Source organism: Actinosynnema sp. NPDC004786, from assembly GCF_053601135.1.
On record NZ_JBSGBG010000015.1, the window covers coordinates 134,133 to 158,379 of the forward strand.

Annotated in this window: 22 protein-coding genes; 13 read left to right on the forward strand and 9 right to left on the reverse strand. The window is 75.0% G+C overall.

Features of this window, described 5'->3' with window-relative positions:
* Positions 1 to 8 precede the first annotated feature (8 nt).
* Positions 9 to 308: a hypothetical protein gene (locus tag ACWEFJ_RS16225; RefSeq protein WP_378094638.1), complete on the reverse strand. Its 300-nt coding sequence runs from the start codon at positions 306 to 308 to the stop codon at positions 9 to 11.
* A gap of 124 nt (positions 309 to 432) precedes the next feature.
* Here ACWEFJ_RS16225 and ACWEFJ_RS16230 point away from each other — a divergent pair, with 124 nt between their 5' ends.
* Positions 433 to 891 carry a YbaB/EbfC family nucleoid-associated protein gene (locus ACWEFJ_RS16230; protein ID WP_449714176.1) on the forward strand — a complete coding sequence of 153 codons (459 nt, stop codon included), beginning with the start codon at positions 433 to 435 and terminating at the stop codon, positions 889 to 891.
* A gap of 181 nt (positions 892 to 1,072) precedes the next feature.
* Here ACWEFJ_RS16230 and ACWEFJ_RS16235 read toward each other — a convergent pair whose 3' ends face one another.
* On the reverse strand, positions 1,073 to 3,172 hold the full coding sequence (locus ACWEFJ_RS16235) for a BTAD domain-containing putative transcriptional regulator (protein ID WP_449714177.1): 2,100 nt from the start codon (positions 3,170 to 3,172) through the stop codon (positions 1,073 to 1,075).
* A gap of 178 nt (positions 3,173 to 3,350) precedes the next feature.
* Between ACWEFJ_RS16235 and ACWEFJ_RS16240 the strand changes: the two genes are divergently transcribed.
* The 12 genes from ACWEFJ_RS16240 to ACWEFJ_RS16295 all read left to right on the forward strand — a co-directional run bounded on the left by ACWEFJ_RS16240 (position 3,351) and on the right by ACWEFJ_RS16295 (position 14,929).
* Positions 3,351 to 4,766, forward strand: a complete 1,416-nt coding sequence (locus ACWEFJ_RS16240; RefSeq protein ID WP_449714178.1) for a nitroreductase family protein — start codon at positions 3,351 to 3,353, stop codon at positions 4,764 to 4,766.
* Positions 4,767 to 4,977: 211 nt separating this feature from the next.
* Positions 4,978 to 6,396 carry a class I adenylate-forming enzyme family protein gene (locus ACWEFJ_RS16245; protein ID WP_449714179.1) on the forward strand — a complete coding sequence of 473 codons (1,419 nt, stop codon included), beginning with the start codon at positions 4,978 to 4,980 and terminating at the stop codon, positions 6,394 to 6,396.
* A gap of 25 nt (positions 6,397 to 6,421) precedes the next feature.
* Positions 6,422 to 6,700 (forward strand): phosphopantetheine-binding protein, encoded by a 279-nt coding sequence (locus ACWEFJ_RS16250; RefSeq protein WP_449714180.1) that lies wholly within the window; start codon positions 6,422 to 6,424, stop codon positions 6,698 to 6,700.
* A complete protein-coding gene (locus tag ACWEFJ_RS16255) occupies positions 6,693 to 7,388 on the forward strand; it encodes a dihydrodipicolinate reductase C-terminal domain-containing protein (protein WP_449714181.1) in 696 nt (231 codons plus the stop codon). Before ACWEFJ_RS16250 ends, ACWEFJ_RS16255 begins: the two co-directional genes overlap by 8 nt.
* Positions 7,389 to 8,123 (forward strand): class II aldolase/adducin family protein, encoded by a 735-nt coding sequence (locus tag ACWEFJ_RS16260; RefSeq protein ID WP_378090089.1) that lies wholly within the window; start codon positions 7,389 to 7,391, stop codon positions 8,121 to 8,123. It abuts the gene before it with no gap.
* The gene (locus tag ACWEFJ_RS16265; protein WP_378090087.1) at positions 8,120 to 8,767 is read left to right on the forward strand and encodes a 4'-phosphopantetheinyl transferase family protein; all 648 of its coding nucleotides are present in this window, start codon (positions 8,120 to 8,122) and stop codon (positions 8,765 to 8,767) included. The genes ACWEFJ_RS16260 and ACWEFJ_RS16265 overlap by 4 nt, the downstream gene beginning before the upstream one ends.
* A complete protein-coding gene (locus ACWEFJ_RS16270; protein WP_449714182.1) occupies positions 8,764 to 10,170 on the forward strand; it encodes a condensation domain-containing protein in 1,407 nt (468 codons plus the stop codon). Before ACWEFJ_RS16265 ends, ACWEFJ_RS16270 begins: the two co-directional genes overlap by 4 nt.
* Complete coding sequence (locus ACWEFJ_RS16275) at positions 10,167 to 10,970, forward strand: HAD family hydrolase (protein ID WP_449714183.1); 804 nt, start codon at positions 10,167 to 10,169, stop codon at positions 10,968 to 10,970. The genes ACWEFJ_RS16270 and ACWEFJ_RS16275 overlap by 4 nt, the downstream gene beginning before the upstream one ends.
* The gene (locus ACWEFJ_RS16280) at positions 10,967 to 12,103 is read left to right on the forward strand and encodes an acyl-CoA dehydrogenase family protein (RefSeq protein WP_449714184.1); all 1,137 of its coding nucleotides are present in this window, start codon (positions 10,967 to 10,969) and stop codon (positions 12,101 to 12,103) included. The genes ACWEFJ_RS16275 and ACWEFJ_RS16280 overlap by 4 nt, the downstream gene beginning before the upstream one ends.
* A gap of 24 nt (positions 12,104 to 12,127) precedes the next feature.
* Positions 12,128 to 13,396, forward strand: coding sequence for an N-acetylglucosamine/diacetylchitobiose ABC transporter substrate-binding protein (gene ngcE, locus ACWEFJ_RS16285; RefSeq protein WP_449714185.1), 1,269 nt, complete (start codon positions 12,128 to 12,130; stop codon positions 13,394 to 13,396).
* A 31-nt stretch (positions 13,397 to 13,427) separates the two neighbouring features.
* On the forward strand, positions 13,428 to 14,060 hold the full coding sequence (locus ACWEFJ_RS16290; RefSeq protein ID WP_449714186.1) for a hypothetical protein: 633 nt from the start codon (positions 13,428 to 13,430) through the stop codon (positions 14,058 to 14,060).
* A complete protein-coding gene (locus ACWEFJ_RS16295; RefSeq protein ID WP_449714187.1) occupies positions 14,057 to 14,929 on the forward strand; it encodes a hypothetical protein in 873 nt (290 codons plus the stop codon). Before ACWEFJ_RS16290 ends, ACWEFJ_RS16295 begins: the two co-directional genes overlap by 4 nt.
* Before the next feature lie 193 nt (positions 14,930 to 15,122).
* Here ACWEFJ_RS16295 and ACWEFJ_RS16300 read toward each other — a convergent pair whose 3' ends face one another.
* From ACWEFJ_RS16300 to ACWEFJ_RS16330, 7 genes are all read right to left on the reverse strand, one after another.
* A complete protein-coding gene (locus ACWEFJ_RS16300; protein ID WP_449714188.1) occupies positions 15,123 to 15,638 on the reverse strand; it encodes a hypothetical protein in 516 nt (171 codons plus the stop codon).
* Positions 15,639 to 15,721: 83 nt separating this feature from the next.
* The gene (locus ACWEFJ_RS16305; protein WP_449714189.1) at positions 15,722 to 17,107 is read right to left on the reverse strand and encodes a hypothetical protein; all 1,386 of its coding nucleotides are present in this window, start codon (positions 17,105 to 17,107) and stop codon (positions 15,722 to 15,724) included.
* Between the two features lie 73 nt (positions 17,108 to 17,180).
* Entirely contained in the window at positions 17,181 to 18,713 is a 1,533-nt protein-coding gene (locus ACWEFJ_RS16310) for a beta-xylosidase (RefSeq protein ID WP_449714190.1), read from the reverse strand.
* A 56-nt stretch (positions 18,714 to 18,769) separates the two neighbouring features.
* Positions 18,770 to 20,554 (reverse strand): ABC transporter ATP-binding protein, encoded by a 1,785-nt coding sequence (locus tag ACWEFJ_RS16315; protein WP_449714191.1) that lies wholly within the window; start codon positions 20,552 to 20,554, stop codon positions 18,770 to 18,772.
* Positions 20,551 to 22,437, reverse strand: a complete 1,887-nt coding sequence (locus ACWEFJ_RS16320) for an ABC transporter ATP-binding protein (RefSeq protein WP_378090065.1) — start codon at positions 22,435 to 22,437, stop codon at positions 20,551 to 20,553. Before ACWEFJ_RS16320 ends, ACWEFJ_RS16315 begins: the two co-directional genes overlap by 4 nt.
* A 13-nt stretch (positions 22,438 to 22,450) precedes the next feature.
* On the reverse strand, positions 22,451 to 23,404 hold the full coding sequence (locus tag ACWEFJ_RS16325; RefSeq protein WP_449714192.1) for a glycosyltransferase: 954 nt from the start codon (positions 23,402 to 23,404) through the stop codon (positions 22,451 to 22,453).
* Between the two features lie 339 nt (positions 23,405 to 23,743).
* Positions 23,744 to 24,028 carry a DUF4287 domain-containing protein gene (locus ACWEFJ_RS16330; RefSeq protein WP_378090058.1) on the reverse strand — a complete coding sequence of 95 codons (285 nt, stop codon included), beginning with the start codon at positions 24,026 to 24,028 and terminating at the stop codon, positions 23,744 to 23,746.
* Positions 24,029 to 24,247: the final 219 nt, after the last annotated feature.

The following is a 24,247-nucleotide window of genomic DNA, read 5'->3' on the forward strand; positions in this document are numbered from 1 at the left end:
GACTCCCCTCAGGGCGTGAACGCCTCGGCGTTCCCGCGCTCGACCTCGTCGTACTCGGCGATCGTGTCGATCACCAGGTCCGTGCTGGTGGACACCGAGTCCACGGCGTCGCGCACCGCCTCGACGGCCTGCTCGACCATCGGCCCGAGGTCGCCGGGCACGGAGGTGAACAGGACGCCGAACGCGTCGGGGGGCGCGCCCGCGCCCCGGGCGAGCGACAGCGCTTCGGCCAGCACGTCGGACACGTCCCGCAGGTGTTGCACGTGCGCCTGCAGCTCGGTCGTCAGGAGGCCGTATTTCCCCGTCATGTGTAATCCCAACGTGTCGAGCCGTTGACTGAGCGTGAATATAGTGACCGGGCCCACTGCGTCGGTGGGGAACGGGACGAGTTGCTCCACCCGGTACCGGTTGTCATCTGAAAGGACGAAGCCGATGTCTCCCAGTGGCGAAGACGCGCTCGAACGGCGCATCGCGGAGTGGTCGGCGCGCGCCGCCGGGACGGCCGAGCGCTACCGGGAGCTGGAGCGGCGGCTCAGCACGCTCTCCGTGACCGAGGAGGGGTTGAACGGCGGGGTGCGGGTGACCGTCGGGCAGAACGGCCTGGTCACCGCGATGAGCGCGTCGGACTCGCTGGTGGGGGTGCGACCGTCGGAGATCGTGCGGGAACTGGACGCCGCGATGCGCCGCGCGCAGTCCCGACTGGCCGCGCGGGTGGAGGCGGTGATGGTCGAGGTGGTCGGCGAGGACACGGAAAGCGTGGCCGCCGTAGTCGGCAGCTTCCGCCGCGCGTTCCCGGAGCAACCGGAGGGCGAACCGCCCGCGCCGGGTCGCGGTGACGGGGACCGGGACGAGGACGACGACGACTTCGACCCCACGCCGTGGCGCGGGTGAACCGACCGCACGGCCGGAAGTGTTGGTGCGGCGGGGAGTTCGGCGGGGTGAGGCGCGCTGCGACCGGCAGGGCTTCCGGCCCTCGCCCCGGAGAACGCGCCGTGGCGAGCCCGGCGGTTGGGGCGGCGCGGCAGGCGGGCTCCGACACAGGCCGGCGCGGGAACCGCTGCGGTAGCGGGGTTCAGGCCGGCGGTGGGGTCGCGGTGGCGAGCGCGGCGGCGGTCGGGTCCGAGGCGGCGGGTCGGCGGTTGCGGAAGCGGAAGTAGGTGGCGAGGGCGTTCGCCAGGGGGCGGGCGTGGTCCGGTGGGCCGTGGCGGGTCGCGTGGGCGACCGCGGCGACCAGGTTCGGCGCTTCGGCGTCCAGCCACTCCAACGCCTCGCCGCGGCCGAACGGGCGCGACGCCCCGCCCACCGCCGCGTCCGACGCCACCACCGCCACCGCGGCGGTCGCCCTGCGCACGTAGAAGCGCAGCACCCGGTCCACCGCCTCGTCCCGGCCGCCCTCGTGGTCGGCCCGCTCCACCCCGTACGCGCGCAACAACCCGTGGATCCGGTACCGCTGCGGGGCGTAGTGGTCCACCAGGTGCTCGGCGCACAACACGTCCAGCGCGTCCACCGTGTCCTGGTCGTCGTCCGACAGCACGACCACCACCTCGGCCGAGAAGTCCGCGCCCGGCAACAAGGCCAGCCGCCGGAACAACGCCCGCGCGCCCACCGGCAACGCCGTGTACGACTGGTCGAACGCCGCGCGGACGGTCATGTCGGGTTCCGCGCCGACGGCCAGCGCGGTCAACGGGTCGCCCGCCGCCAACCGGTCGGCCAGCCCGCCGATCCCCTGGTGCGGCCGGGCGGACAGGGTCGCGGCGGCAATCCGGATCGCGAGCGGCAGGTGGCCGCACAGGGCGCACAGCCGACGCGCGTCGGCGGGCTCCCGGTCCACCCGACGCGCCCCGAGCATCCGCCGCAGCAGGTGGACCGCCTCCTCCTCCCCCAGCACACCGACCGGCAACGAGCGGGCGTCGTCGAGCGCGACCAGGCCGCGCAGCTCGTTGCGGCTGGTCACCAGGACCAGGCAGCCCTGGTGCCCCGGCAGCAGCGCGCGGACCTGGGCCGAGTCGTGCGCGTTGTCCAGCACGATCAGCACCCGCCGGTGGGCCAGCGCCGACCGGAACGCGCCCGCGCGCTCCGCCGGGTCGGACGGCACCCGGTCGGGCGGCGTGCCCAGGGAGCGCAGCAACCGGCTCAACGCGTCACCCGTGCCCACCGCCGGATCGCCGGCGTGGCCGCGCAGGTCGAGGTACAGCTGGCCGTCCGGGAACCGGTCCCGCACGCGGTGCGCCCAGTGCACGGCGAGCGCCGACTTGCCCACGCCCGGCGGTCCGCTGATCACCCACGTGGACGCGACCCCGTCGGACAGCCCCTCGTCCAGCAGCGCCAGGTCGGCGGTGCGGCCGACGAAGCTCGCGATGTCGGCGGGCAACTGCGCCGGCGGCGGTTCGGCGGCGGGGCCGGGCAGCGCGCGGGCCGCCTCGGACCGCTCCACCCGCAGCACCGGGGCCTGGTTGAGGATGTCGTGCTGGAGCCGGGTCAGCTCCTCCCCCGGCTCCAGGCCGAGTTCCCGGTCCAGCACGGCGCGGAAGTCCTGGTACACGGCCAACGCCTCGGCCTGCCGCCCGCACCGGTACAGCGCCAGCATCAGCAGGCCCCGCAGCCGCTCCCGCAACGGGTGCGCCGCCACGAGCGCCTGCAGCTCGGCGCTCGCGTCGTCGTGCGACCCGAGCGCGAGGTGCGCGCGGAAGCGGTCCTCCTGCGCGGTCAGCCGGAGTTCGCCCAGCCGGGTCCGGAACGCCCGGACGTCCGGCGTCTCCAGCTCCGCGAACGGCTCACCGCGCCACAACGCGATCGCGGCCGAGGTGAGCCGTTCGGCGAGCGGCCAGTCGCGGGCCGCCGCCGCCTGGTGCCCGAGCCGCACGTCGTCCTCGAAGCGGAACAGGTCCAGCTCGTCCCGCGCCACGTCGATGCGGTAGCCGTTGGCGCCGCTGCTGATCCGCCCGTCGGCCAACGCGGTGCGCAGCTTCCACACGTAGGTCTTCATGTTGCCCACCGCCGACCGGGGCGGTTCGTCGTCCCACAGCACGTCGACGAGCTTGTCCACCGACACCCAGTGGTTGGCGTTCATCAGCAGCACGGTCAGCAGCCTGCGTTGCTTCGCGGACCGGACGGCCAGTTCGCGGCCGTCCGGCAACACGACCTCGACGCCCCCCAGCACCCGGAACAGCACGGGACCCTCCGTAACCGCTCGTGTCTCCCCGGTAATCGAGAGTAGGGGCAACCCCGGAGAAGGCACTCCTCCGAATGGTTCAACCAATCATGGTCGTGTACCGCGCGGCCACCACCGTGGACCGGCTGTGGACCGGCCGTGGACCACCGGTTGCCACCGTCGTCGTATTCGGACCGGCGTGGACGACTGGGGGAAGCGGATGCGACGCGGTGGCGTGCTCTTGTCCGGCGAAGCGGAGCGCCAGGTCGTGCCCGCGCGCCTGTGGGACCGGATGTCGATCACGTCGCCGGACGGCCACCCCGACGGCTTCCCGTTGACCGCGCCCGGGATCCGGCTGGCGCTCGGGCTCGTCGACGCGGCGTTCACGGCGGTCGGCGCGGTGAAGCGCGGCGGGCCGCGCGCCGTGCCGTCGGCGGGCGCGTTGTACCCGTACGAGTTCCGGGTCGTCACCGGCGACCGGGACCGCGCGGGCGCGCCGCACGTGCTGCACGTCGACCCGGTGCGCCGGCTGGCGCACCGGCTGCCGGGCGAGTCGGCCGCGTGGTCGTGCGAACGCGCCGGGCTCGCGGTGCCCGACCCCGGCGGCGCGCTGGTCTTCGTGGTGAGCAGGCCGTGGCTGTCGATGCGCAAGTACGGCGACCGCGGGTACCTCTACGCCCAGCTCGACGCGGCGCACGTGGCGACGAACCTGCTGTGCGTGTCGTCGGCGGCGGGGCTGCCGGCCGAGTTGCGGCTGCGGTTCGACCGCGACCCGCTGCTCGACGCGCTCGGCCTCGCCGGCCGCTGCCGCGAGGTGCACTCGGTGGTGGCCGTCGGACCGGGCCGCGACCCGGTCCCCGGCGAGGGCTGGTCGGGGCGCGACGTCCACTCCTCGCCGCCGCCCGACCTCGACGTCACCTGGCTGGAGCTGGCCTGCTGGGACTCGCTGGACCCGGCCGACGGGGCGCAGGCGACCCGGGCCGTGGTCAGCGGCCCGATCGCCGGGGTGGCCGGCGCGACGGCCCGGCCGGCTCTCCGATGGCGCGAGCTGTCGGCGGTGCGTGCGTCCGCCAAGAGGTTCCTCCCGGTCGAGGTGCCGGCGGAGGTGCTGGGGCGTGCCCTGTCCGCGCTGGACACCCGGCACGCCACCGACCTGCGGCCGGACCCGGACTTCCACCTGTCGCTGGTCACCCGGTCCGTCGCCGGCCGGCCGCCCGCCGTGACGCGCCTGACCGGCGGCGGCGCGGTCGGCCCGGACGAGCCGGTCCGACCCGACGACCTCGCGCGGGCGTGCATGCACCAGGACCACCTGCGGGACGCGGCGGCGTTCGTCGTCGCCCACGCGCCGCGCGACGAGGTGGTCGGCCGGTACCCGCACCGGCTGCGCGAGCTGATCTTCCGCGCGGGCGCGGTCGGGCAGCTGCTGTACCTGGGGGCCACCGAGGCGGGGTTGGGCGTGACCGCGGTAGGCGGGTTCGACGCGCGCCGGTGGCGGCGGATCGCGCGGCTGCCCGGCGACCACGAGGTGCTCTACCTGGTCGCGCTGGGCGCGGGCGTGGACACCGGCGCCAAGTGGGACCGCGCGCACCTCGCCTACGCCCACGACGAGCGCTGAGGGGGAACGCCGTGCCGCCCACCACGACCGCCGAAGGGGCCGCCCTGCCGACCACCGCCCGACACGGACCACCGAGCGGGACGCCACGCCGCCACCCGACGCGGACCACCGAGCGGGACGCCACGCCACCGCCCGACGCGGATCACCGAGCGGGACACCGTGCCGACACCCGCCGCCGGACACGCCCACCACGAGCGCTGAGGGGGACGCCGTGCTGACCGAGATCGTCACCGAGCACCTGCGCGAGCACCGCGACCGGGTCGCGGTCACCGACCCGACCACCCGGCTCACGGGCGCGGGGCTGCTGGCCGCGGCCGACGCGTTCGCCACCGCGCTCGACGCGGCACGGCCTCCGTCGTCCGGCCGGCCGCGGGTCGGGGTGGTCGCCGGGAACTCCGCCGCCTACGTGGCGGCCTACCTGGGCGTGCTGCGGATGGGTGGCGTGCCGTTCCTGGTCGACGCCGCGTTCACCGCGGGCGAGTTGGCGGGCATCGCCGACGACTGCTCGCTCGACCTGCTCGTCCACGACGAGCGCGACCTGGGCGCGCTGGGCGGTCGGGCGCTCGACGTGCCCGGCGGCGGGTTGGCGGTGACCGCGTTGCCGGTCGCCGGGCGGCGCTTCGACCTCCTGCCCGACACCGAGGTCTGCCGCTTCACGTCCGGTTCGACCGGCAAGCCCAACTGCATCGAGTTCGCGGGGCGGGCGGTGCACCGCGCGGCGGCCAACTGGGCGGCGGGCACCGGCCTGCGCGCCGAGGACCGCATCGCCTGCTACGCCGCGCTGTCCAACGGCTTGGCGTTCAACACCTCGCTGCTGGCCACGTTCCTGGTCGGCGCGTCCCTGCACCTGAGCCGGGGCCTGCCGACGGCGGCCCGGGTCGAGCGCGACCTGGCGCGCACCGACGCCACCCGGCTGGTCGGCTTCCCAGCGCTGTACGAGTCGGTGGTGCGGCGCGGGAGGTCGTCGCCGGCGCCCGCGAGCGTGCGGGTGGCGGTGTCCTCGGGCGCGCCGCTGCGGGAGGACACCAAGCGGGCGTTCGCCGAGCTGACCGGGATCGCGATCAGCAACTACTACGGCATCGCCGAGACCGGGCCGCTGACGTTCGCCGCGGACCCCGCCCGCACCGAGGGCCTGGGCGCGCCGCTGCCCGGCGTCGACCTGCGCGCGGGCGTGGCCGGGCGACCCGGCCCGATCACCGTGCGCAGCGAGTCGATGGGCTCGCGCTACCTCAACGCGCCGGGCGTGTTCGAGGACCGGGTCGACGCGGAGGGCCGGTACCGCACCGGTGACGAGGGCTACCTGGCCGCGGGCGCGCTGGTGCTGACCGGCCGGTCCAACCGCATGATCAACATCGGCGGGCGCAAGGTGGACCCGGTCGAGGTGGCCGAGGTGCTGCGCACCGCGTCGGGCGTCCGCGACGTCGTGGTGTTCGAGGACGCCGACCAGCACGGCGACCCGCTCGTGGTCGCCGCCGTCGTCCGGGACGGCGGGCTCGACGCGGCCGCGTTGCGCGCGCACTGCGCCGCCCGGCTGGCCGCCTACAAGGTGCCCGCGCGCATCCACCTGCTCGACCGGATCCCCGCGAACTCCATCGGCAAGCCGTCGCTCACCGCGCTGCGCGGGCTGTGAACCACGGACACAAGGAGACCACCCCATGCACCCCGACAGCACCACGCTGCGCGCCGACCTCGTGCGGCTGATCGTGAGCAGCGGCGACGGCGTGATCGCCGAGGACGACCTGGCCCGGGCGGACGGCTCGCTGCGCGCGCTGAACTACTCGTCGTTGTCCTACATGCGGTTGATCGACGCCATCGAGAACGAACTGGGCGTCTACGTCGACCCCGAGGCCGACCCGGAGCGGTTCGCCACCGTCGACTCGCTGGTGGACCTCATCCGGGAGAGCGCGGACAGCGAGGACAGCGTCGATGCGTGACGGCCTGCCCCGGGTCGGCGTGGTCGGCGCGGGCCGGCTCGGCGGCGCGGTGCTGCGCCGGTGCCGGGACCTGGGGCTGCCGGTGGCCTGGCAGGCGTCCGGCGGCGGGCGGCACGGCGACGGTGTCGCGGACGTGGTGGTGGACGCCGCCGCGCCCGCCGCGCACGACCTCGTGGTCGCCTACTGCCGCGACCACGGCGCGGCGCTGGTGGAGTGCGTGTCCAACCTCGCCGACGCGCAGTGGGCCGCGCTCGCCGACCTCGCCACCGCCGTGCCGGTGCTGCGGGCGACGAACCTCGCGGTCGGCCACCACCTGCAACGCCGGCTCATCACCCACCTGGCCGCCATCCTGCCCGCGCAGCCGCAGACCAGCGTCTGGGAACGGCACCCGACCACCAAGGCGCACCGGCCGAGCGCCACCGCCGTCGCGCTCGCGCGGGAGTGGTCGGCCGCCACCGGGCACGAACCGGACGACCTCAGCTCGACGCGGACGGGCCTGCCCGTCAGCGAGCACGAGATCACCTGGACCTGGGAGTCCGAGACCCTGAGCGTGCGGCACCACGTCGGCTCCTTCGACGCCGCCGCGACGGGTGCGGCACGCGCGGCCGTGTGGCTGTCCGCGCGGGAACCGGGGCTCTACGACACGCAGGAGATGTACGACGACCTGATCGGCACACCGGGGGCCTAGATGTCCGAGCACAGGCCGGCGCTGCGCCGGCTCATCACCCAGTTGGCGCAGGGCGCGCGCATGCTCTCGCTCGACGGGCACGACGACTTCAACCAGGGGCAGATCTCCGCGCGGCTGCCCGGCGAGGACACGTTCGTCATCAAGAACGCGCTGGTCGGCTTCGACGAGGCGACCCCGGACGAGGTCGTGGTCGCGGCGGTGGACCACACCGCGCCCGCGCCGAAGCTGGCGCCGCCCGAACTGCCGCTGCACCAGGCGATCTACCGCGCCCGCCCGGACGTGAACGCGATCGTGCACAGCCACGCGCCGCACACGCTGGTCTTCGGCGCGACGGACCTCGTGCTGCGCCCGATCTCGCACGACGGGGCGTACTTCGCCGAGCGCACCGGCGTGTTCACCACGACCAGCAACACCGTGCTGGACATCGAGACCGGCGACGCCATCGCCGCGGTGCTGGCCGGCGGCAACGGCGTGTTCCTGCGCAACCACGGCGGCGTGGTGGTGGGCAAGAGCGTGCGGCACGCGGCGATCTTCGCCCAGGTCCTGGAACGGGCGTGCCGGTTGCAGCTCCTGGCCGAGGGCGCCGCGGGCAAGTACGAGTGGTCCACCGACGCGGACGTGAAGCTCAAGCAGGACTTCATCTACGCCGACCTGTCCGTGCGGTCCTACTGGGACTACGCGGTGCGCCGCGTCGGCCGGGTCTGGCCGGAGACCACGCGCTGGCCGACCCGGTGACCGGGGACGACGTCGTCGTCACGCTCGCCCGGCGCGGGCGCGGACCCGACCCCGGCCGGTACGCCACCGCGGCCGACCGGGCGCGGGCGACGGACCTGCCCGAGCGCCGGGCGGCGGAGTACCTGGAGGGCCGCGCCCTGCTGCGCTGGCTGCTCGACCGGGTCCTCGGCCCGCCGACCGCGCACGCCGCCATCGGCGTCACGGCCACCGGCAAACCGGTGCTGGACGGCGACGTGGGCGTCAGCGTGTCGCACGGCACGCGGGTGCTCGCGGCCGCCGTCGCGCCGGCCCGCGAGGTGGGCGTCGACGTGCAGGAGCACGTCGTGCCCACGCCGGGACTGCTCGCCCGGTGCTGCCGGGCCGAGGACGTGGCGGCCGTGGCCGCGCTGGCCCCGGCCGAGCGCGCCCGCGTGTTCACCGCCGTGTGGGTGGTGCAGGAGGCGTGCCTGAAGGCCGTCGGCGAGGGCGTCCGGTTCCGGCCCGGCCGGGTGGCGGTCCGCCCCGGCCGCCGACGCGGCGCGTGGCGCGACCTGCACTGGCGGCTGCTGCCCCCGTACGCGGGGGCCGAGGTCGCGGTCGCCGCGTCCGGTCCGCCGCCGCGCGTCCACCTCCTCCACCCCGTCGAAGGAATGAGAGCGCCATGAGCACCATCCCGACGATCCCCCGCGACCGCCCCCTGCCGGTGTCGTTCACCCAGGAGGAGCGGCTGACCACCGGGCGGCACGTGCAGTTCGTCAACAACAAGATCGCGATCGGCCTGCTGTTCGACGGGCCGCTCGACACCGCGCTGCTGGACCGCGCGCTCGCGGAGCTGACCGACCGGCACGAGGCGCTGCGGCTGACGTTCCCGGACGAGGAGGTGCTCCGGGCCGCGCTGCTGCCGCGGCTGCCCGCCCTGCGCCACGTCCGGGTGGACGGCGGCGACCCGGAGCAGCGGCTGGACCGCGCGCTCGCGCTGCTGGCCGAGGACGCCTGCGCGCCGTTCGACCTGGCCGCGGGGCCGCTGTGCCGCACGCTGCTGGCCGAGGTCGAGCCCGACCGGCACGTGCTGTGCGTGACGATCGACCACGTCGTCACCGACGCCTGGTCGGTCCGCCTGGTGCTGGAGGAGCTGCTGCTGATCTACCGCGCGCGGGCCGCCGGCGCCACGCCGGACCTGCCCGGGCTGCCCGTGCAGTACCCGGACTTCGTGGCGTGGGAACGGGCGCAGCTCAGCGGCGCGGCGCTGGAGCGGCAGGTGGGGTACTGGCGGCGCAAGCTCGCGGGCATCGACCCCATCCCGTCCTCGGGGCTGACCGACCCGGCGGGCGAGCCCGGCGGCGCGCCGCGGCTGGTCAAGCTCCGCACGCTGCTCGACCGGCCCGCGGTGGACCGCCTCACCGGGCTGGCCGCCGACCTGGGCACCAGTCTCGTCGTGCTGGTGTCGGCGGCGGTGAAGGCGGCCATGTGGCGGCGCCGGCGGGCCACGATGGGCGACGCCGAGGCCGGTGACGTGGCCACGTTCGGCTCGCTGGCCAACCGCACGCGCCCCGACACCCAGCGGGTGGTGGGCTACCTGGCCACCGTCGCGACGTTCCGCACCGCGTTCGACAGCGCGACCCCGTTCCGCGAGCTGGCGGGGCGCGAGGCCCGGACGCTGTGGGAGGCCATGCGCCACCAGCGCATCCCGCACTCGCTGATCATGCGCGAGCTGCGCCACCCGCAGTACGGCGCGCGTTACCGCGACCCGGCGTCGCTGCCCTCCTACCTCAACTTCGACTTCGACCTGGTCGAGGACTCCAGCCAGGAGCTGCCGCGGGTGCCCGGCCTGGACGTGCGGCCGATCGCCATCCCCATGCCCGAGGTGCCGCGCGGCGGGCTGCGGGTGCTGGGGTACCGCCGGCCGAACGGCGTCGAGCTGGAACTGCGCTACCGCAGCGACCGCTACGGCCCGGCGTGGGCGGCGGAGTTCCTGGACGACATCGCCCGGGTGCTGCACGTCGCGGTGGACGCGCCGGACGTGCCGGTCGGGCAGGTCTTCGAGCCGGCCGCGCGGAGCGCCCGGTGAGCCCCCGCCACCGGCTCGCCGCGATCGACCTGGACGGCACGCTGCTGCGCCGCGACTACACGTTGTCCCCGCGCAACGAGCGGGCCCTGGCGGCGCTCCGCGAGGCCGGCACGGAGGTCGTGTTCGTCACCGCCCGCCACCCGGCCGCCGTGCGCGACTACGCCGTCCGCCTGGGCCTGGAGGGCGAGGCCATCTGCTGCGTGGGCTCGGCGGTGTGCGCGCTGCCCTCCTGCGAGGTCACCTGGAGCGCCGCGATCCCCGCGGAGGCGGCGGCCACCGCGGCGCGCCGGCTCCGGGCCGCGTTCCCCCGGCTGCACCTGGGCTGGGTGCTGCCCGCCGGACCGGTCGGCTACCAGCACGGCTACCCGCCGCCGCTGCTGCTCGGCGAGTCGTTCTTCGGCGACCCGACGGCCATCGACGGACCCGTGCTGAAGATGTGGCTCGCGGGCGGCGACCTCGACGGCACGGTCCCGGCGGGGCTCGCCGAGGCGGTGCGCGGGCTGGTCGACATCGCCCACGTGGGGCCGGGTTTCGTGGACCTCGTCGCGCCGGGCGCGACCAAGGTCGGCACGCTGGCCGAGCTGGCGCGGCGACGCGGCCTGAGCGCGCGTGACGTGGTCGCGTTCGGCGACACCGCGGCCGACCTCGACATGATCCGCTGGGCCGGGCACGGCGTGGTCATGGCCAACGCCGACCCCGCGCTGCACCCCCTGGCCGACGAGGTCGCGCCCGACTGCGACGACGACGGCGTGGCCGTCGTGCTGGAACGCCTGTGCGCCGAGGAGGTGAGGGTGCCGTGAAGGTGCACCGCCTGCTGCCGACCGAGGACGCGGTCGACCTGATCGGGCTCGTCGAGGAGATCGCCGACGGGGAACTCGCGCCGCGCGTCGCCGACTTCGAGGCGCGCGGCGAGTTCCCGCGCGAGGCCGTGCGCACGCTGGCGCGGGCCGGGCTGTTCGGCCTGCCCTACCCGCAGGAGCACGGCGGCGGCGGCCAGCCGTACGAGGTCTACCTGCACGTGGTGGAGCTGATCGCGAGCCGGTGGCTGGCCGTGGCCGAGGCGCTGAACGTGCACACCCTGTCGTGCCACGGGATCGCCCACTTCGGCACCGACGTGCAGCGCAAGCAGCACCTGCCGGACCTGCTCGGCGGCGAACTGCTCGGCGCGAACTGCCTGTCGGAGCACGAAGCCGGCTCGGACCTCGCGTCGATCGCCACCACCGCGACCCGCGACGGCGACGACTACGTCCTGCGCGGGACGAAGGCGTGGGTCACGCACGGCGGCATCGCCGACTACTACGCCGTGTACGCGCGCACCGGCGGTCCGGGCGCACGCGGCCTGTCGTGCCTGCTGGTGGACGCCGACACCGCGGGCGTGCTGCCGCAGCGGCCGGAGAAGAAGATGGGCGTGTCCTCCTCGCCCACCGCCCAGGTCGTCTTCGACCACGCCCGGGTGCCGGGCGACCGGCTGATCGGGCGGCCCGGCAAGGGTTTCCTGATCGCCATGGACGCGCTGGACTGCGGCCGGCTCGCCATCGGCGCGTGCGCGGTCGGGCTCGCGCAGGCGGCGCTGGACTACGCCGTGGACTACGCCAGGCAGCGGCGGCAGTTCGGTCAGCCGATCATCTCCTTCCAGGGCATCGGTTTCCTGCTCGCGGACATGGCCACCGCGGTGTCGGCGGCGCGGGCGCTCGTGCTGCACGCGGCCCGGCTGAGGGACACCGGCCGGCCGTTCTCCGTGGAGGCCGCCAAGGCCAAGCTGTTCGCCACCGACATGGCGATGAGGGTCACCACCGACGCGGTGCAGGTGCTCGGCGGCGCGGGTTACGTGGCCGATCACCCGGTCGAGCGGTGGATGCGCGAGGCCAAGCTCCTGCAGATCGTCGAAGGCACCAACCAGATCCAACGACTGGTCGTCTCCCGCGCGCTGTGACGCGGGGCCGTGGAGGGGAAGGCGATGGACAACCCGTTCGAGGTCGCGGCCGACCAGCCGCTCGACGTCGTCGTGCACAAGGGCGGGTACGGCGACGACTACGTCATCTCCGCCGAGGCGCGGTACCGGGAGCGGTTCCCGGCCGCGCCGGTCCGGCACGAGGGCGTGCAGGACGTCAAGGGCCGGCTGGCCGGCCGCTTCGCCGACGGGAACCCGCCCGACCTGGTCAGCTCGGCGGGCCGGTTCACGCTCGACATCGGCGGGCTCGCCGCCCGGCGGCAACTGCTCGACCTCGCGCCGCTGCTGGACGCGCCGAGCTTCGACGACCCGGACCGGCCCGTGCGGGACACCCTGCGCCCCGGCACGGTCGAGGCCGGCGCCTACGGCGACGCCTGCTACACGCTCAACTACGGCTACAACGTCTACGGCATCTGGCGCAGCCGCGCGCTGTTCGACCGGCACGGCTGGCCCGACCCCACCACGTGGGACGAGATGCTCGCGCTGTGCGCGGAGATCCGGGGCGCGGGCGTGACGCCGTGGATCTACCAGAGCATGTACCCGGCCTACTTCATGTACCCGATCCTGGCCATGGCCGCCAAGACCGGCGGCCGGCAGGTGCTGGTCGACATCGACAACCTCGAACCCGGCGCGTGGCGGGCCGACGCGGTGGTCGCGGCCGCCGAGGCGTTCCACGACCTGGCCCGGCGCGGTTACCTGGCGGGCAACGACGAGCCGATCACGCACCTGGACGCGCAGCGGCGGTGGCTGCGCGGCGAGGCGGCGTTCCTGCCGTGCGGCTCGTGGCTGGAGAACGAGATGGCCGCCGAGACCCCGCCCGACTTCGACCTGGCGATGTCGCCGACGCCGAGCCTCACCGCGACCGACGCGCTGCCCCGCCGCGCGGTCCTGGCCATCGCCGCCGAACCGTTCTTCGTGCCGGCCGACGCGGCGAACCCGCGGGGCGGGCTGGAACTGCTGCGGATCATGCTGTCGCGGCGGATCTCGCGCGGGTTCGCCGAGCGCACGGGGGCGTTCAACAGCGTGGTGGACGGGTCGGCCGGGGTCGGGGGCAACCCGGGTTTCCGGTCGGCGAGCGCGGCGCTGGCCGAGGCCGGCGACGACACGCTGCACTTCCACTTCTTCATCCGGTACCTGGACATGTACCTGGCCATGGGGGTGGCGATCCGCGAGCTGCTGGCCGGTCGGACCACGCCGCGCCGGTGGAGCGAGACGTGCCAGGCGTTGGCGGACGAGGCGGCGGCGGACGACCGCCTGCTCAAGGTCCGGCGTTGAGCACCCGATTTCGAGACGGATGTGGGGACAGATGGTAGTCGCGGAGATCTTCGGCTGGATCGGCGGCACGATCGGCGCCGCCGTGGCGTGGCCGCAGGCGTGGCGGCTGTGGGTGGGCCGGAAGTTCCAGGGCCTGTCGCCGTCCGCGGGCGTGCTGGCGGTGTTCTACGGCGTCGGGTGGACCGCGTACGGGTTGTGGACGCAGAGCCCGGCGCAGATCGTCACCAACGCCATCGCGCTCACCGCGTCGGTCGCGGTGCTGGCGGGCCACGTGCGGCTGGGTCAGCTGGCGGCCCGCCAGTGGCTGCCGCTGCTGGTGGTGACGTTGGGCGGGCTCGCGCTGATCGGCCTGCTGGCGGGCGGCACGGCGGTGGGGTCGGTGGTGGGCGCCTCCACCATCTTCGCCATCGGCGCGCAGGTCGTGTCCCTGATCCGGCAGCGCGCCCGGGGCGACTTCGACGTGCGCGGGGTGTCCCGGCCGCGGTGGTGGCTCAGCGCGTTCTGCAACGCCATGTGGATGGTGTTCGGCATCCTCGCGCTGGACTGGGTCGTGCTGGTCACGTCGAGCACCAACACGGTGCTGTCCCTGGCCGTGCTGGCGCTGACCCTGCCGCCGCGCGGGCGCGCCTCGACGCCGGTCGAGCAGGTCGAGGCCGCGGCGTGACGCTCGTCGAGCTGCTGCCCAGCCTGGGCGGCCTCGCGCGGGCCAGGCTGGAGGACGGCCGGTGGCCCGCCGACGCCCACGTCTCCCCCACCGGTGACGTGGTGGTCGGCGGGGTCGCCCTGGCGGGCCTGGCGGGCGCGTTCGGCACGCCCGTGCACGTGGTGAGCGAGCAGGAGGTGCGGCGCGTGTCCGGCGCGTACGCGCGCGTGCTGCCGCGGGTGGTGGTGTCGCCGGCGGAACTGCCGTGGCCGGACGTGCTGCGGTGGTGCGCCGAGGAGGGGCTGGTGGTCGCCGACGCGCCGGGGCTGCGCGGGCACGGCCTGCGGTACCGGCTGTCCGGCGACGTGCCCGCGGCCGAGCGGTGCGCGCGGGACGTCGTGCGGCTGGTCGCGCGGCTGCGGCACGAGCACGGGGTGGAGCTGGACGAGGTCGTGGTCGAGGTCGTCGCCGGCGAGGCGGGCGCGTTCGACCTGACCGGGCTGGCCACCCGGCTGCGCGTGGCGGTCAACGGCGAGGCGCTGACGCACCGCGTCCCGCCGCCCCGGCTCACCGTGGAGCCGGGGCGTTCCCTGCTCGTGCGGGCGGTGGTGGGCGTGGGCCGGGTGCGCTCGGTGCGGGCGGGCGCGGTGGAGGTCGACGGTCCGGTGGGGCCGGTCATGCGGGTGCTGGCCCGGCCGTCGTCCGCCGTGGCGCGGGACCACGCGGTGGTCGGGCCGTTCGGCGAGGCGACGCGGGTGTCGCTGCCGGCCGATGTGCGCGCGGGCGACCTGCTGGCCGTGCCGTGCGCCGGCGGCCGACCGCGTGCGCCGCTGTTCGCGGTGGCGGGCGGTGAACGGCGGCTGCTGCCGAAGACGACCGCCGGGCGTTAGCCGTACCGCCGGTGCGGCCCGGGGCGGTTCGGTCGCGGTCGGCAGATCCGGCGGGGAGCGTCGGCGCGCCGCCCGGTGCGGCAGGCGGTTCGGGCGCGGATCGCCGGGTGGCGGGTGCGTCGCGGCGTGCCCACTTCGTCGCTCATCTGCGGTCGGCAGGAGCGCATCCGCGCCCGTCGGCGCTGCGCGGGGATCAGCCGACCCACAGGTACGGCGAGGCGATGCTGCCGCCGACCCAGCCCCCGCCGGTGCTGTACTCGGCGGTGGCCACGGCCCGGTAGTAGCCCGCGCCGCACGACGCGCCGCCGTAGTCCAGGATCCGCGCCGGTCCGTAGGGCCCGCCGAACTCGCCGCTCGACCAGCCGAACGACCCGTAGGCCCAGTCCGAACCCCGGCAGAACTGCCACGCCGACCCGTTCCACACCTGCACGTCCACCCGGGCGCGGCCGTTGCCGGTCGTGGCCCGGTTGCACGCGCCGTTGATGTCGCGGGCGACCAGGTAGGCGTTGCCGTAGCCCAGGTTGCCGGAGAAGCCGCCGGTGAAGGTGTCGATCGAGGCCGAAGCCTGCACGCAGTACGCCACCGTCGAGTAGACGGTCGTGCGGGCCGTGCCGACGGACGCGGACGCCGGGCCGGCGACCGCGGTCAGCAGGGGAACCGCCAGTAATCCGCTCAACGCCAACCGGGAGAACGCGCGCACACCCCGCATGACCGACCCCTCCGACACACCGCCGTGGTGGACATCCCGACCGTCACCGGTCGCACTCCAGTGTCGTGTGCCGGGACGGGACGTCAATCGGCCGACGAGCCGCGTGCGGCAGGGCCGTCCACCGGCAGGACGTGCCGGCACGGCAGTTCGAAGAACCAGTCCCCCGGCTCGTGCGCGAACCGGCCGACCGGACCGCCGGCGGCGCACTGCGCCCGCGCGTCCGCCACGCTGTCGCCCCACGGGACACCGGTCAGCACCGCCGCTCCCTCGCGCAGGTGCAGCACGACGCTCGCGGCCACGACGAGCCCGATCACCGCGCGACCGGCCGCGACCGACCAGCGCTCCCACCGCCGGGCGGGCACGGCGTCCAGGCCGACGGCGATCGCGACGAACAGGAACAGGCACGGCGCGATGCTGTAGCGCTGCGCGGCCATCACCACCAGCGGGTGCTGCACCTGGAGGACCGCGCTCCAGTTGGCGGTCAGCGACACGACGATGAGGAGCGCGCTGCACGCCACCGAGAACAGCACCAGCAACCGGCCCGCCCGGTCGCCCCACCGCAGACCCGCCGCGACCGGCACGGCGGCGAGCACCAGCGCGGCCAGGATCGGCAGGTTGCCGTGCTCCGGGTAGATCCGGGCGACCTGCTCCGACCCGGTGAACGCCACCACCGGCACCCGCAGCAGGCTCGCCAGCGCCACCTGCGCCGGGTCGACCAGGTCGTGCGAGTACGGCGTCCGCTGCGCGAACGGCATCACCAGGCCCTGCGCCACCACCCCCGCCAGGAACGCGACGGGCACCTCCCGGCGCGGCCGGGCGAGCCGCACCAGCGCCACGGGGACCAGCACGAACACCAACGGGCTCGACACGGCGGTGAGGAACACGAACACCGCGACCGGCACGCGCGGCGCGTCCCGCCACAGCAACGCCCAGAACGCGCCGTAGAGCAGGAACCAGTGCAGGTTCGTCATGTTGTTCAGCGGCTCGGAGTTGCCCGCCGGCAGCACGACCACCAGCGCCGCCAAGGCGAACCGCAGCGGCGTCGAGCGCAGGTACGCCCTCGATGCCGCGAACGAGATCAGCGCGACCGCGGCGCGCAGCACGGCCGCCGAGACCGCGAACCCCGCGGCCGTCCACTCCAGCGGGAGCAGGGCGACCAGCTCGGCCACCAGCCGGGGCAGCGTGTGCAGGTAGCCGCCGTAGGGGTCCACCAGGTTCGACCACGGCGACGCCGTGACCGCGTCCAGCGCGAACCGCGCGCCGTCCTCGGCCCACAGGTGGTCCAGCCGCGCCCGGCCCGCCGGGGTCAGCAGGAGGAACGCCACCGCGGCGGCGAACCCCAGGGCGTAACCCGTCGCGGTCCGCGCCCGTGACGCCGCCACCGGGGCCGGCTCGGGCAGCAGGCCGTCGGCCCACCCGCGCCACGCCGTGCCGCGCGTTCCCGGCGGCTCCTCGTCCGTCACCGTCACCCGGCGGCCCTCCCCCTCGACGTGACCCGGCAGCGGGAAAATACCGGCCCGGCGCGGGAGCGCCGGCGGCGGATCAGCGCGCGACGAGTTCCGGCCGCTTGCGGTACCCGGCCCACTGCGCGGCGGTCACGTCCGTGATCGGGGACGAGTTCGCCGCCGCCACCTCGGCCGAGCCGACGACCCACAGCGTGCCGTCCAGCAGCAGGCCGACCGCGCCGTCCGGGCCGCGCACCGCCCGCGCGCCGGCGGGCACGCGGACCGCGACCGGCAACGAGTCCACCCCGGCGGGCCGGCGCGACAGCACGCGGCGGGCGAACTTCTCGGCCACCGACAGGCGCTCGAACCGGACCACCTCGCCGCCGACCACCACGTCGGCGGTGTTCTCCGGCGACGGCACGGCGTACCGGTCCAGCGCGCTGACCTGGGCCTGCGTCCGACAGCCCCGCGCGCCCACCACGTCGAGGCCGAAGCGCGCGATGTCCGTCGGCGCGCCCGCCGCGCCGATCGCGGTGGCGCGCAGCACGTCCAGCGACACCCGGCCGCACGGGTCCGCCGGGTGGACCGGCGCGTGGCCCTCGGCGGTGCGCACCAGCCCCGGCCCCTCCTTCCACGGGCCGGGGATCAGCACCGGGTCGAACGGGTGCCGGGTGAAGTCCTTGTCCCAGAACGTGATCGTGGTCCCCGCGTCGGTCGAGTGGGCGATCGCGAACGCCGACACGGCGTCCACCCACATCAGGTCCGCGCTGAACGCCTCGACCACGGACCGGGTGCGCGGGCGGTTCGTCGCGGGCGCCGGCGCCATCCCCGCCTCGCCCAGCGCCTCCACGTCGCGGGCGAACAGCGGGTCGCGCGAGCGCAGCACGAACTGGCCTGCGCCGTTCGGCTGGGCCGCGCGGCCCGTGGTGTCGGTGAACATCAGGTAGAACCAGCCGTCCACGTGCACGACGGACTGCTGCCCCGCGCCGTAGGTGTTCTCCCGCAGCACGTCGTGGGACGGCACGACGATCGGCCGGCCCTCGTTCGCCCGCGTCCAGGAGATGCCGTCCTGGCTCGTCGCGACGCCGATCGCGCTGCCGTTGGGGAGGTTGTCGCGCTCCGCGGCCGTGTAGTACAGGTAGTAGGTGCCGCCCACGCGGATCACCGACGGGTCGCACACGTGCATCGCGTCGAACCCGCCGGTGCTGCCGGACAGCACCGGGACCGGCGCGCTGAACGGCCCGTCGAGCGTCGGCCCCTCGCTGTGCAGGATGTCGTCGCCGCCCGGTGGCGCGCTGCCCAGCTGGCTGCACCACCAGACGCGGAACCGGCCGCCCTCGTCCAGCACGGACGGCGCGTAGTTGTACGGCGCGTCACCGCCGCCCCGCACCACGACGCCGGCGCTCTGCCGTGGCTCGTCGACCGCGAGCGCGATCTTCTCGGGCGGTGGCGGAGGCGCCTGCTCGGGCCGGGCGGACGCGGTGGTGGAAGCGCTGGCCTCCGGGGTCGGGTCGACCGCACCGTTCGCCACCGGGTCGTCACAGCCCGTAGCAGTACCCACGAGCACGGCGGCGGTGAACAGCACGAGAAGTCGTCGGCCCGGCGACACGTCGGTCACTTTAGTGGTCAATTGATCCGTCTGGGTGAGAAACGCTGTCACCGAACGTTTGTGTGCGCCGACGCACCTCAGCGGTACGCCCGGGCCTGGAGCGCGAACAGCTCCGCGTACAGGCCGCCCGCGGCGGTGAGCGAGGCGTGGTCGCCGGACTCCACCACCCGGCCGTCCTTGACCACGAGGATCAGGTCGGCCATGCGGACCGTGGAGAACCGGTGCGACACGAACACGGTGATGCCCCCGGTCGCGCGGGCCACCCGCCGGGCGTGCTCGGCGTACCGCTCGAACAACACGTGCTCCGCCTCGGGGTCCAGCGCCGACGCCGGCTCGTCCAGCACCAGGAGCAGCGGCGCCTCCCGCATCATGGCGCGGCCCAGCGCGAGCTTCTGCCACTGGCCGCCGGACAGCTCCGCGCCGTCGGCGTAGCTCTTGCCGAGCCGGGTGCGCAGGCCGTCGGGCAGGTCGGCGGGCAGCCCGGCGGCGTTGGCGCGGTCCAGCGCCGCGCGCACGGCCGGCTCCGACGACAGCCTCGGCAGGTCGCCGAGGCCGACCACGTGCTGCGCCGTGAACTCGTACCGCACGAAGTCCTGGAACCCGGCCGCGATCCGCGCGCGCCACCGGTCGACCGGCGTGCCGCTCAGGTCCTGCCCGTCGACCAGGATGCGCCCGGCGGTCGGCCGGTAGAACCCGCACAGCAGCTTGACCAGCGTCGACTTGCCCGCGCCGTTCTCGCCGACGATCGCGACCGCGGCGCCCGCCGGGAGGTGCAGGTCCACCCCGCGCAGCACGGGCACGTCCGTGCCCGGGTAGGTGAACGCCACCCCGTCGAACCGGATCCCGTCGCGCAGCCGGCGCGGCGGCGGGCCCCCGGCCGCGACCGGGTCGACCGGGGCCACCGACGCGGCGACCTCGGTGAGCCGGCGGTACGCGCCCGCCATCCGCTGGAGGTCCTGCATCAGCGTGACCGCCGTGGCGACCTGCTGGTTGACCTGGGCGGCGAGCACGATCACCAGCACCACGTCGCCCACCCCGCGCCGACCGGCGATCGCGTCGCGCACCACGAGCAGCACACCCGCGACGTAGGCGAGGGCGAACACCACCTGCCCGGCCGCGCGGATGCCGGTCGCGGCCAGGTGTGCCCGCCACAGTCCCCGGGTGGCCTGGTCCCACAGCCGGGCGTGCCGGGACCGCAGCTCGTCCTGGACCCGCGACACCCGCAGCTCGCCGGCCAGGCGCGCGGACGTGGCCAGGTGGAACAGGTTCAGCGCGGTCCTGGTCGGCTCGGCGGTCGCCGTCCTGGCCCGGTCGAGCACCCGCTCGGCCGCCCGACCGGCGAGCAGGGGCGGCGCCGCCGCGACCGGCAGCAACAGCAGCCACGGGTTCTGCCCGGCCAGCAGGACGGCGGTGAGCGCCGCGGCGAGCACGAGCCCGACACCGTTGAGCAGCGCTTCCAGGCCCGTGCGGAACTGCCTGCCCTCCTGCCGCAGCACGGTCCACGTGTCGGCGTGCTCGGCCCGCTCGTGGTGCTCGATGCCGGCCGAGCCGTTCGACACCGCGATCACGCGCTCGTCGAAGTCCAGCTCGGCCAGCTCCGCCAGCTCGTAGTAGGCGAGGTGCGCGAAGTGCCCGAGGGCCAGCACCATCAGCGCCAGCACGGCGACGACCACGCCGGCCAGCACCGCCGGACCCGACGCCCCCGCGACGACCTCACGGGTCATCCACCCGAGCGCGGCCGCGAGCAGCGGGGCGGCCACGGCCCCGGCGGTCATCAGCACGACGGCCGACGCCGTCTTGCGCGGGTTCAGCCGCCACGCCGTGGCGATCATGGTCCACGCGCCGGTCAGGAGGACCTTCACCGGGCCGCCCCTTCGACCGCGTCCACCACGTCCGCCGGGTCGGCGAACCGGTCCGCCTGGAGCCGGAACAGCTCCGCGTACCGCCCGTCGCGGGCCAGCAGGTCCGCGTGGCCGCCCTGCTCGACGACCCGCCCGTGCTCCAGCACCACGATGAGGTCGGCGTGCCGCACGGTGGAGAACCGGTGCGAGATCAGCAGCGTCGTCGCGCCCGCGGCCAGGCCGGCGAACTCCTCGAAGAACCCGGCCTCCGCGCGCACGTCCAGGCTCGCCGTGGGCTCGTCCAGCACCACGACCCGCGCGCCGTGGCGCAGCGCGAACAACGCCCGCGCCAGCGCGACGCGCTGCCACTGGCCGCCGGACAGCTCCGCGCCGTCGGTGAGGTGCCGCGCCAGCGGCGTGTCCAGGCCGCGCGGCAACCGGGCCACCGCCTCGCCGAGCCCCACCGAGTCCACGACCTCGCGGATCGTCGCCCGGTCGGCCAACCGGTCCACGGCGCCGAGCCCGACGTTGTCCGCGACGGACGACTCGTACCGCACGAAGTCCTGGAAGATCACGCTGAGCCGGGCGCGCCACTCGTCCACCCCGAACTCGCGGATGTCCACGCCGTCCAGCGTGATCCGGCCCGCCGTCGGCTCGTAGAGCCTGGCCAGCAGCTTCACCAGGGTGGTCTTGCCCGCGCCGTTGACGCCGACGACGGCCGTGCAGCGGCCGACCGGGATCGTCAGGTCCAGGCCGTCGAACACCACCCGCCGTTGGCCGGGGTAGCGGAACGAGACCCGCTCGAACCGGATCGCGCCGGAGGGCTCGGGCGCCGCGGTCCGCCGCACGGTCCCGGCCGGCTCCTCGTGCGCCTCGACGTGCTCGGCGAACCGGCGCACCGAGTCGTAGGCCCTCATGCCGATCGCGGTCGGCAGGTCGGCCTCCGGGTAGTGCTCGGCCAGCCGCAGCAGGGCGAGCGCGGCCGTCGCCGTCAGCACGAACCCGGTGAGCGTCAGCCGGTCCGCGGTCGCGCCGACCACGGCGAACACCACGCCCGTCACCACGAGCCCCACGACGGAGTACCGGACGAACGGCCACAGGTAGACGCGGCGGCGCTCGACCCACAGCGGTTCCAGGAAGCGGAGGTACGCCTCGCGCAGGCGGTCCCGCAGCCAGCCCGCCAGGCCGAAGACCCGGATCTCCTTGCCCGCGGCCGCGCCGCCGGCCAGGTCGCGCAGGTAGTCGATCTCGCGCTGCTCGGCGGCCAGCCGGGACCGGGTCCGGGCGTACCGGCGCAGCCCGCCGCGCTGGCCGTGGCGGAACAGCAGGACCACCACGACGAGCGCCACCGCCGCCGGCCAGGAGAACACCACCCCCACCGCGACCGCGCAGCCGGTCAGCTCGGTGTAGCGGGCGATCAGCGCGAGCAGGCCGGCGGCCGCCCGGCCGGGGCTCTGCACGCCGAACTCCACCTCGCGCGCCGCGGCCCGCAGCGCGTCGAGCGCCCGCTGGTCCTCCAGCGGGCCGAGGCCGGGGCTGCGCAGCGACGCGGCCATCAGCTCGTCGAACACCCGGCCGTCGACCCGACGTGCCACCAGTTCGCCCAGCGCCCGTTCCACCGGGGAGAGGAGCTGCCGGGCGACGAACGCGACCGCCGCGACGCCGAACACCGCGACCAGCGACGTCCACTCGGCCGAGCCCGACCCCGCCGCCACGGCCGCCGGCACGCGTCCGAGCACCACCGCCGTCGCCACGGTGAACACGACCGGGAGGCACCCCAGCACCAGCTCGACCGCGGCCAGGGAGGCGACCAGGGGGCCGCCCGCGCGCGGGAGCAGCCGGGCGATGTCCCGTCGTGCGGCCACCTGCTCCCGGGCGACGCCGACCCGAGCGCGCAAACCCATGCCGGCCACCGGTCTACCCGGCTGTCAGGTAGTCGGCGCAGCGGGGCAGACCGCGTTCCTCGATCACGTCGTTGAACGCCGCGAAGCGCACGGGGGGCTCCTCGGTGAGCAGCCGGATGATCGGCGTCCGGTACTTGTCCACGATGTAGCGGTAGTTCTCCAAAGCGGACTTGACGTTCTCGACGTGGTCCTTCTCGTGCGGGTAGTGGATGGAGGACGCCTCGCGGCTCACCGCGAACCGGGCCCCGTCGAGGTGTAACCGGTAGGCCAGGTCGAGGTCCTCGCCGCCCCACTGCGTGAACGCCTCGTCGTACATGCCGATCGAGCGCACCTGCTCGGTGCGGGCCGACGCGTGGCAGGTCCAGTACATCAGCCACGGCGCGGGCAGGTGGCCGAAGTCGTCGGAGTACCGGGCGTAGAACGGGTCCCGCACGTCCGGCCAGGCGTTGGTGCGCGCCATCGCCTCGATGGTCGAGTCGACGTCGTCCAGGTCGACGAACTCGCGGATGAGCCGGGCGTCCTCGTTGTCGAGGTTGAAGCAGTACACGTACCCGTTCAGCGCCAACGGTTCGGGGGACGCCTCGTGGGCGGCGACGTGCGCGCTCAGGCTCCGCGAGTGCAGCAGCACCCCGGAGTCGACCGAGACGTAGATCTCGCCGGTGGCGTTGCGGATGCCGATGTTGCGCGCCCGGGCCACGCGGTAGCCCTCGTCGGGCTGGTAGAAGTACCGCAGGTCGAGCCGGTCCTCGTAGGCCCGCACCGCCGCCGCGGTGTCGTCGCTGGAGCCGTCGTCGACGACCAGCACCTCGAACCGGTCGGGGTGCAGGTCCTGCTTGACGAGGCAGTCGAGCGTCAGCTCGAGCAACCGCCTGCGGTTGTAGGTGGGGACGATAACCGTGCAACGCAACGAACTACCCACGAGATGCTCTCCTTGTAGAGGTCCCGCAAGGCCGCCGGGGCCGTGCACGCGGTCGGGCGCCGTCAGGGCGCCAACCGACCACGGCCGCTCGGGCCACCCTGCCGCACACCTGTCCGAGCCCTGCATGACGAGGTCAGGAGGTCTGGTGGGGCCGCGGCGAGGATCCGCTCTCCGGCTAAGTCCCCACCGATCACCGCGCAAGTCTGCCGAGGCGCGCGAGCGTTGGTCAACACTACGGGCGAAGTCCGGTCGCTCCCGGCACCGCGGGCCGTTGCGCCGGGCGGACGAGTGCGGCGGCTCCCCACCCCGCCGGTCCTGTGGTCACCTCGGAGGGGCACCCGCCGCCGCCCAGGCAGTGACGGCCGGGCGGAGCGCCCGGCCGGCCGGTCACCGGCGGTGGGCCAGGCCGTCGATGCGCAGCGTCGTGGACTCGTCCCGGTGCGCCCCGCCCGTGCCGACGTGCTTGGCGCTGATCCCGACGCCGTTCTTGAGCACGTGGAACAACGCCATCCCGTGCCCGCGGCCGAGGTCGTAGTCGGTCTTGAGCCAGTCGAGGACCACACCGGCCCTGGTGGTCGCGTCGTAGCCGCGGGCGCTCGCCTCGGCCAGCAGCTCGGCCGGCGTCTTGCCGGTCTTCGTCTCGATGGCGTCGAGGTATGCCTGGAAGGACATGGCGTGCTCCGTTCGGTCGTCGTCGCGCCCCACCCTAGACAACTTCCACTGTCCTGACAAGTTTCCTTGTCGGTGCGCCGGGCCAGGCCCCCACGCCGCGGATCCACGACCGCGCGGAATTCCCCACGAGCCCCGACATTCCCGGAATGTCGATCGCGCCATCGCCGAATTGGTGGTGACGACGGGATAACCGGCTCGTCACAGTCCGGTGGAGCACGT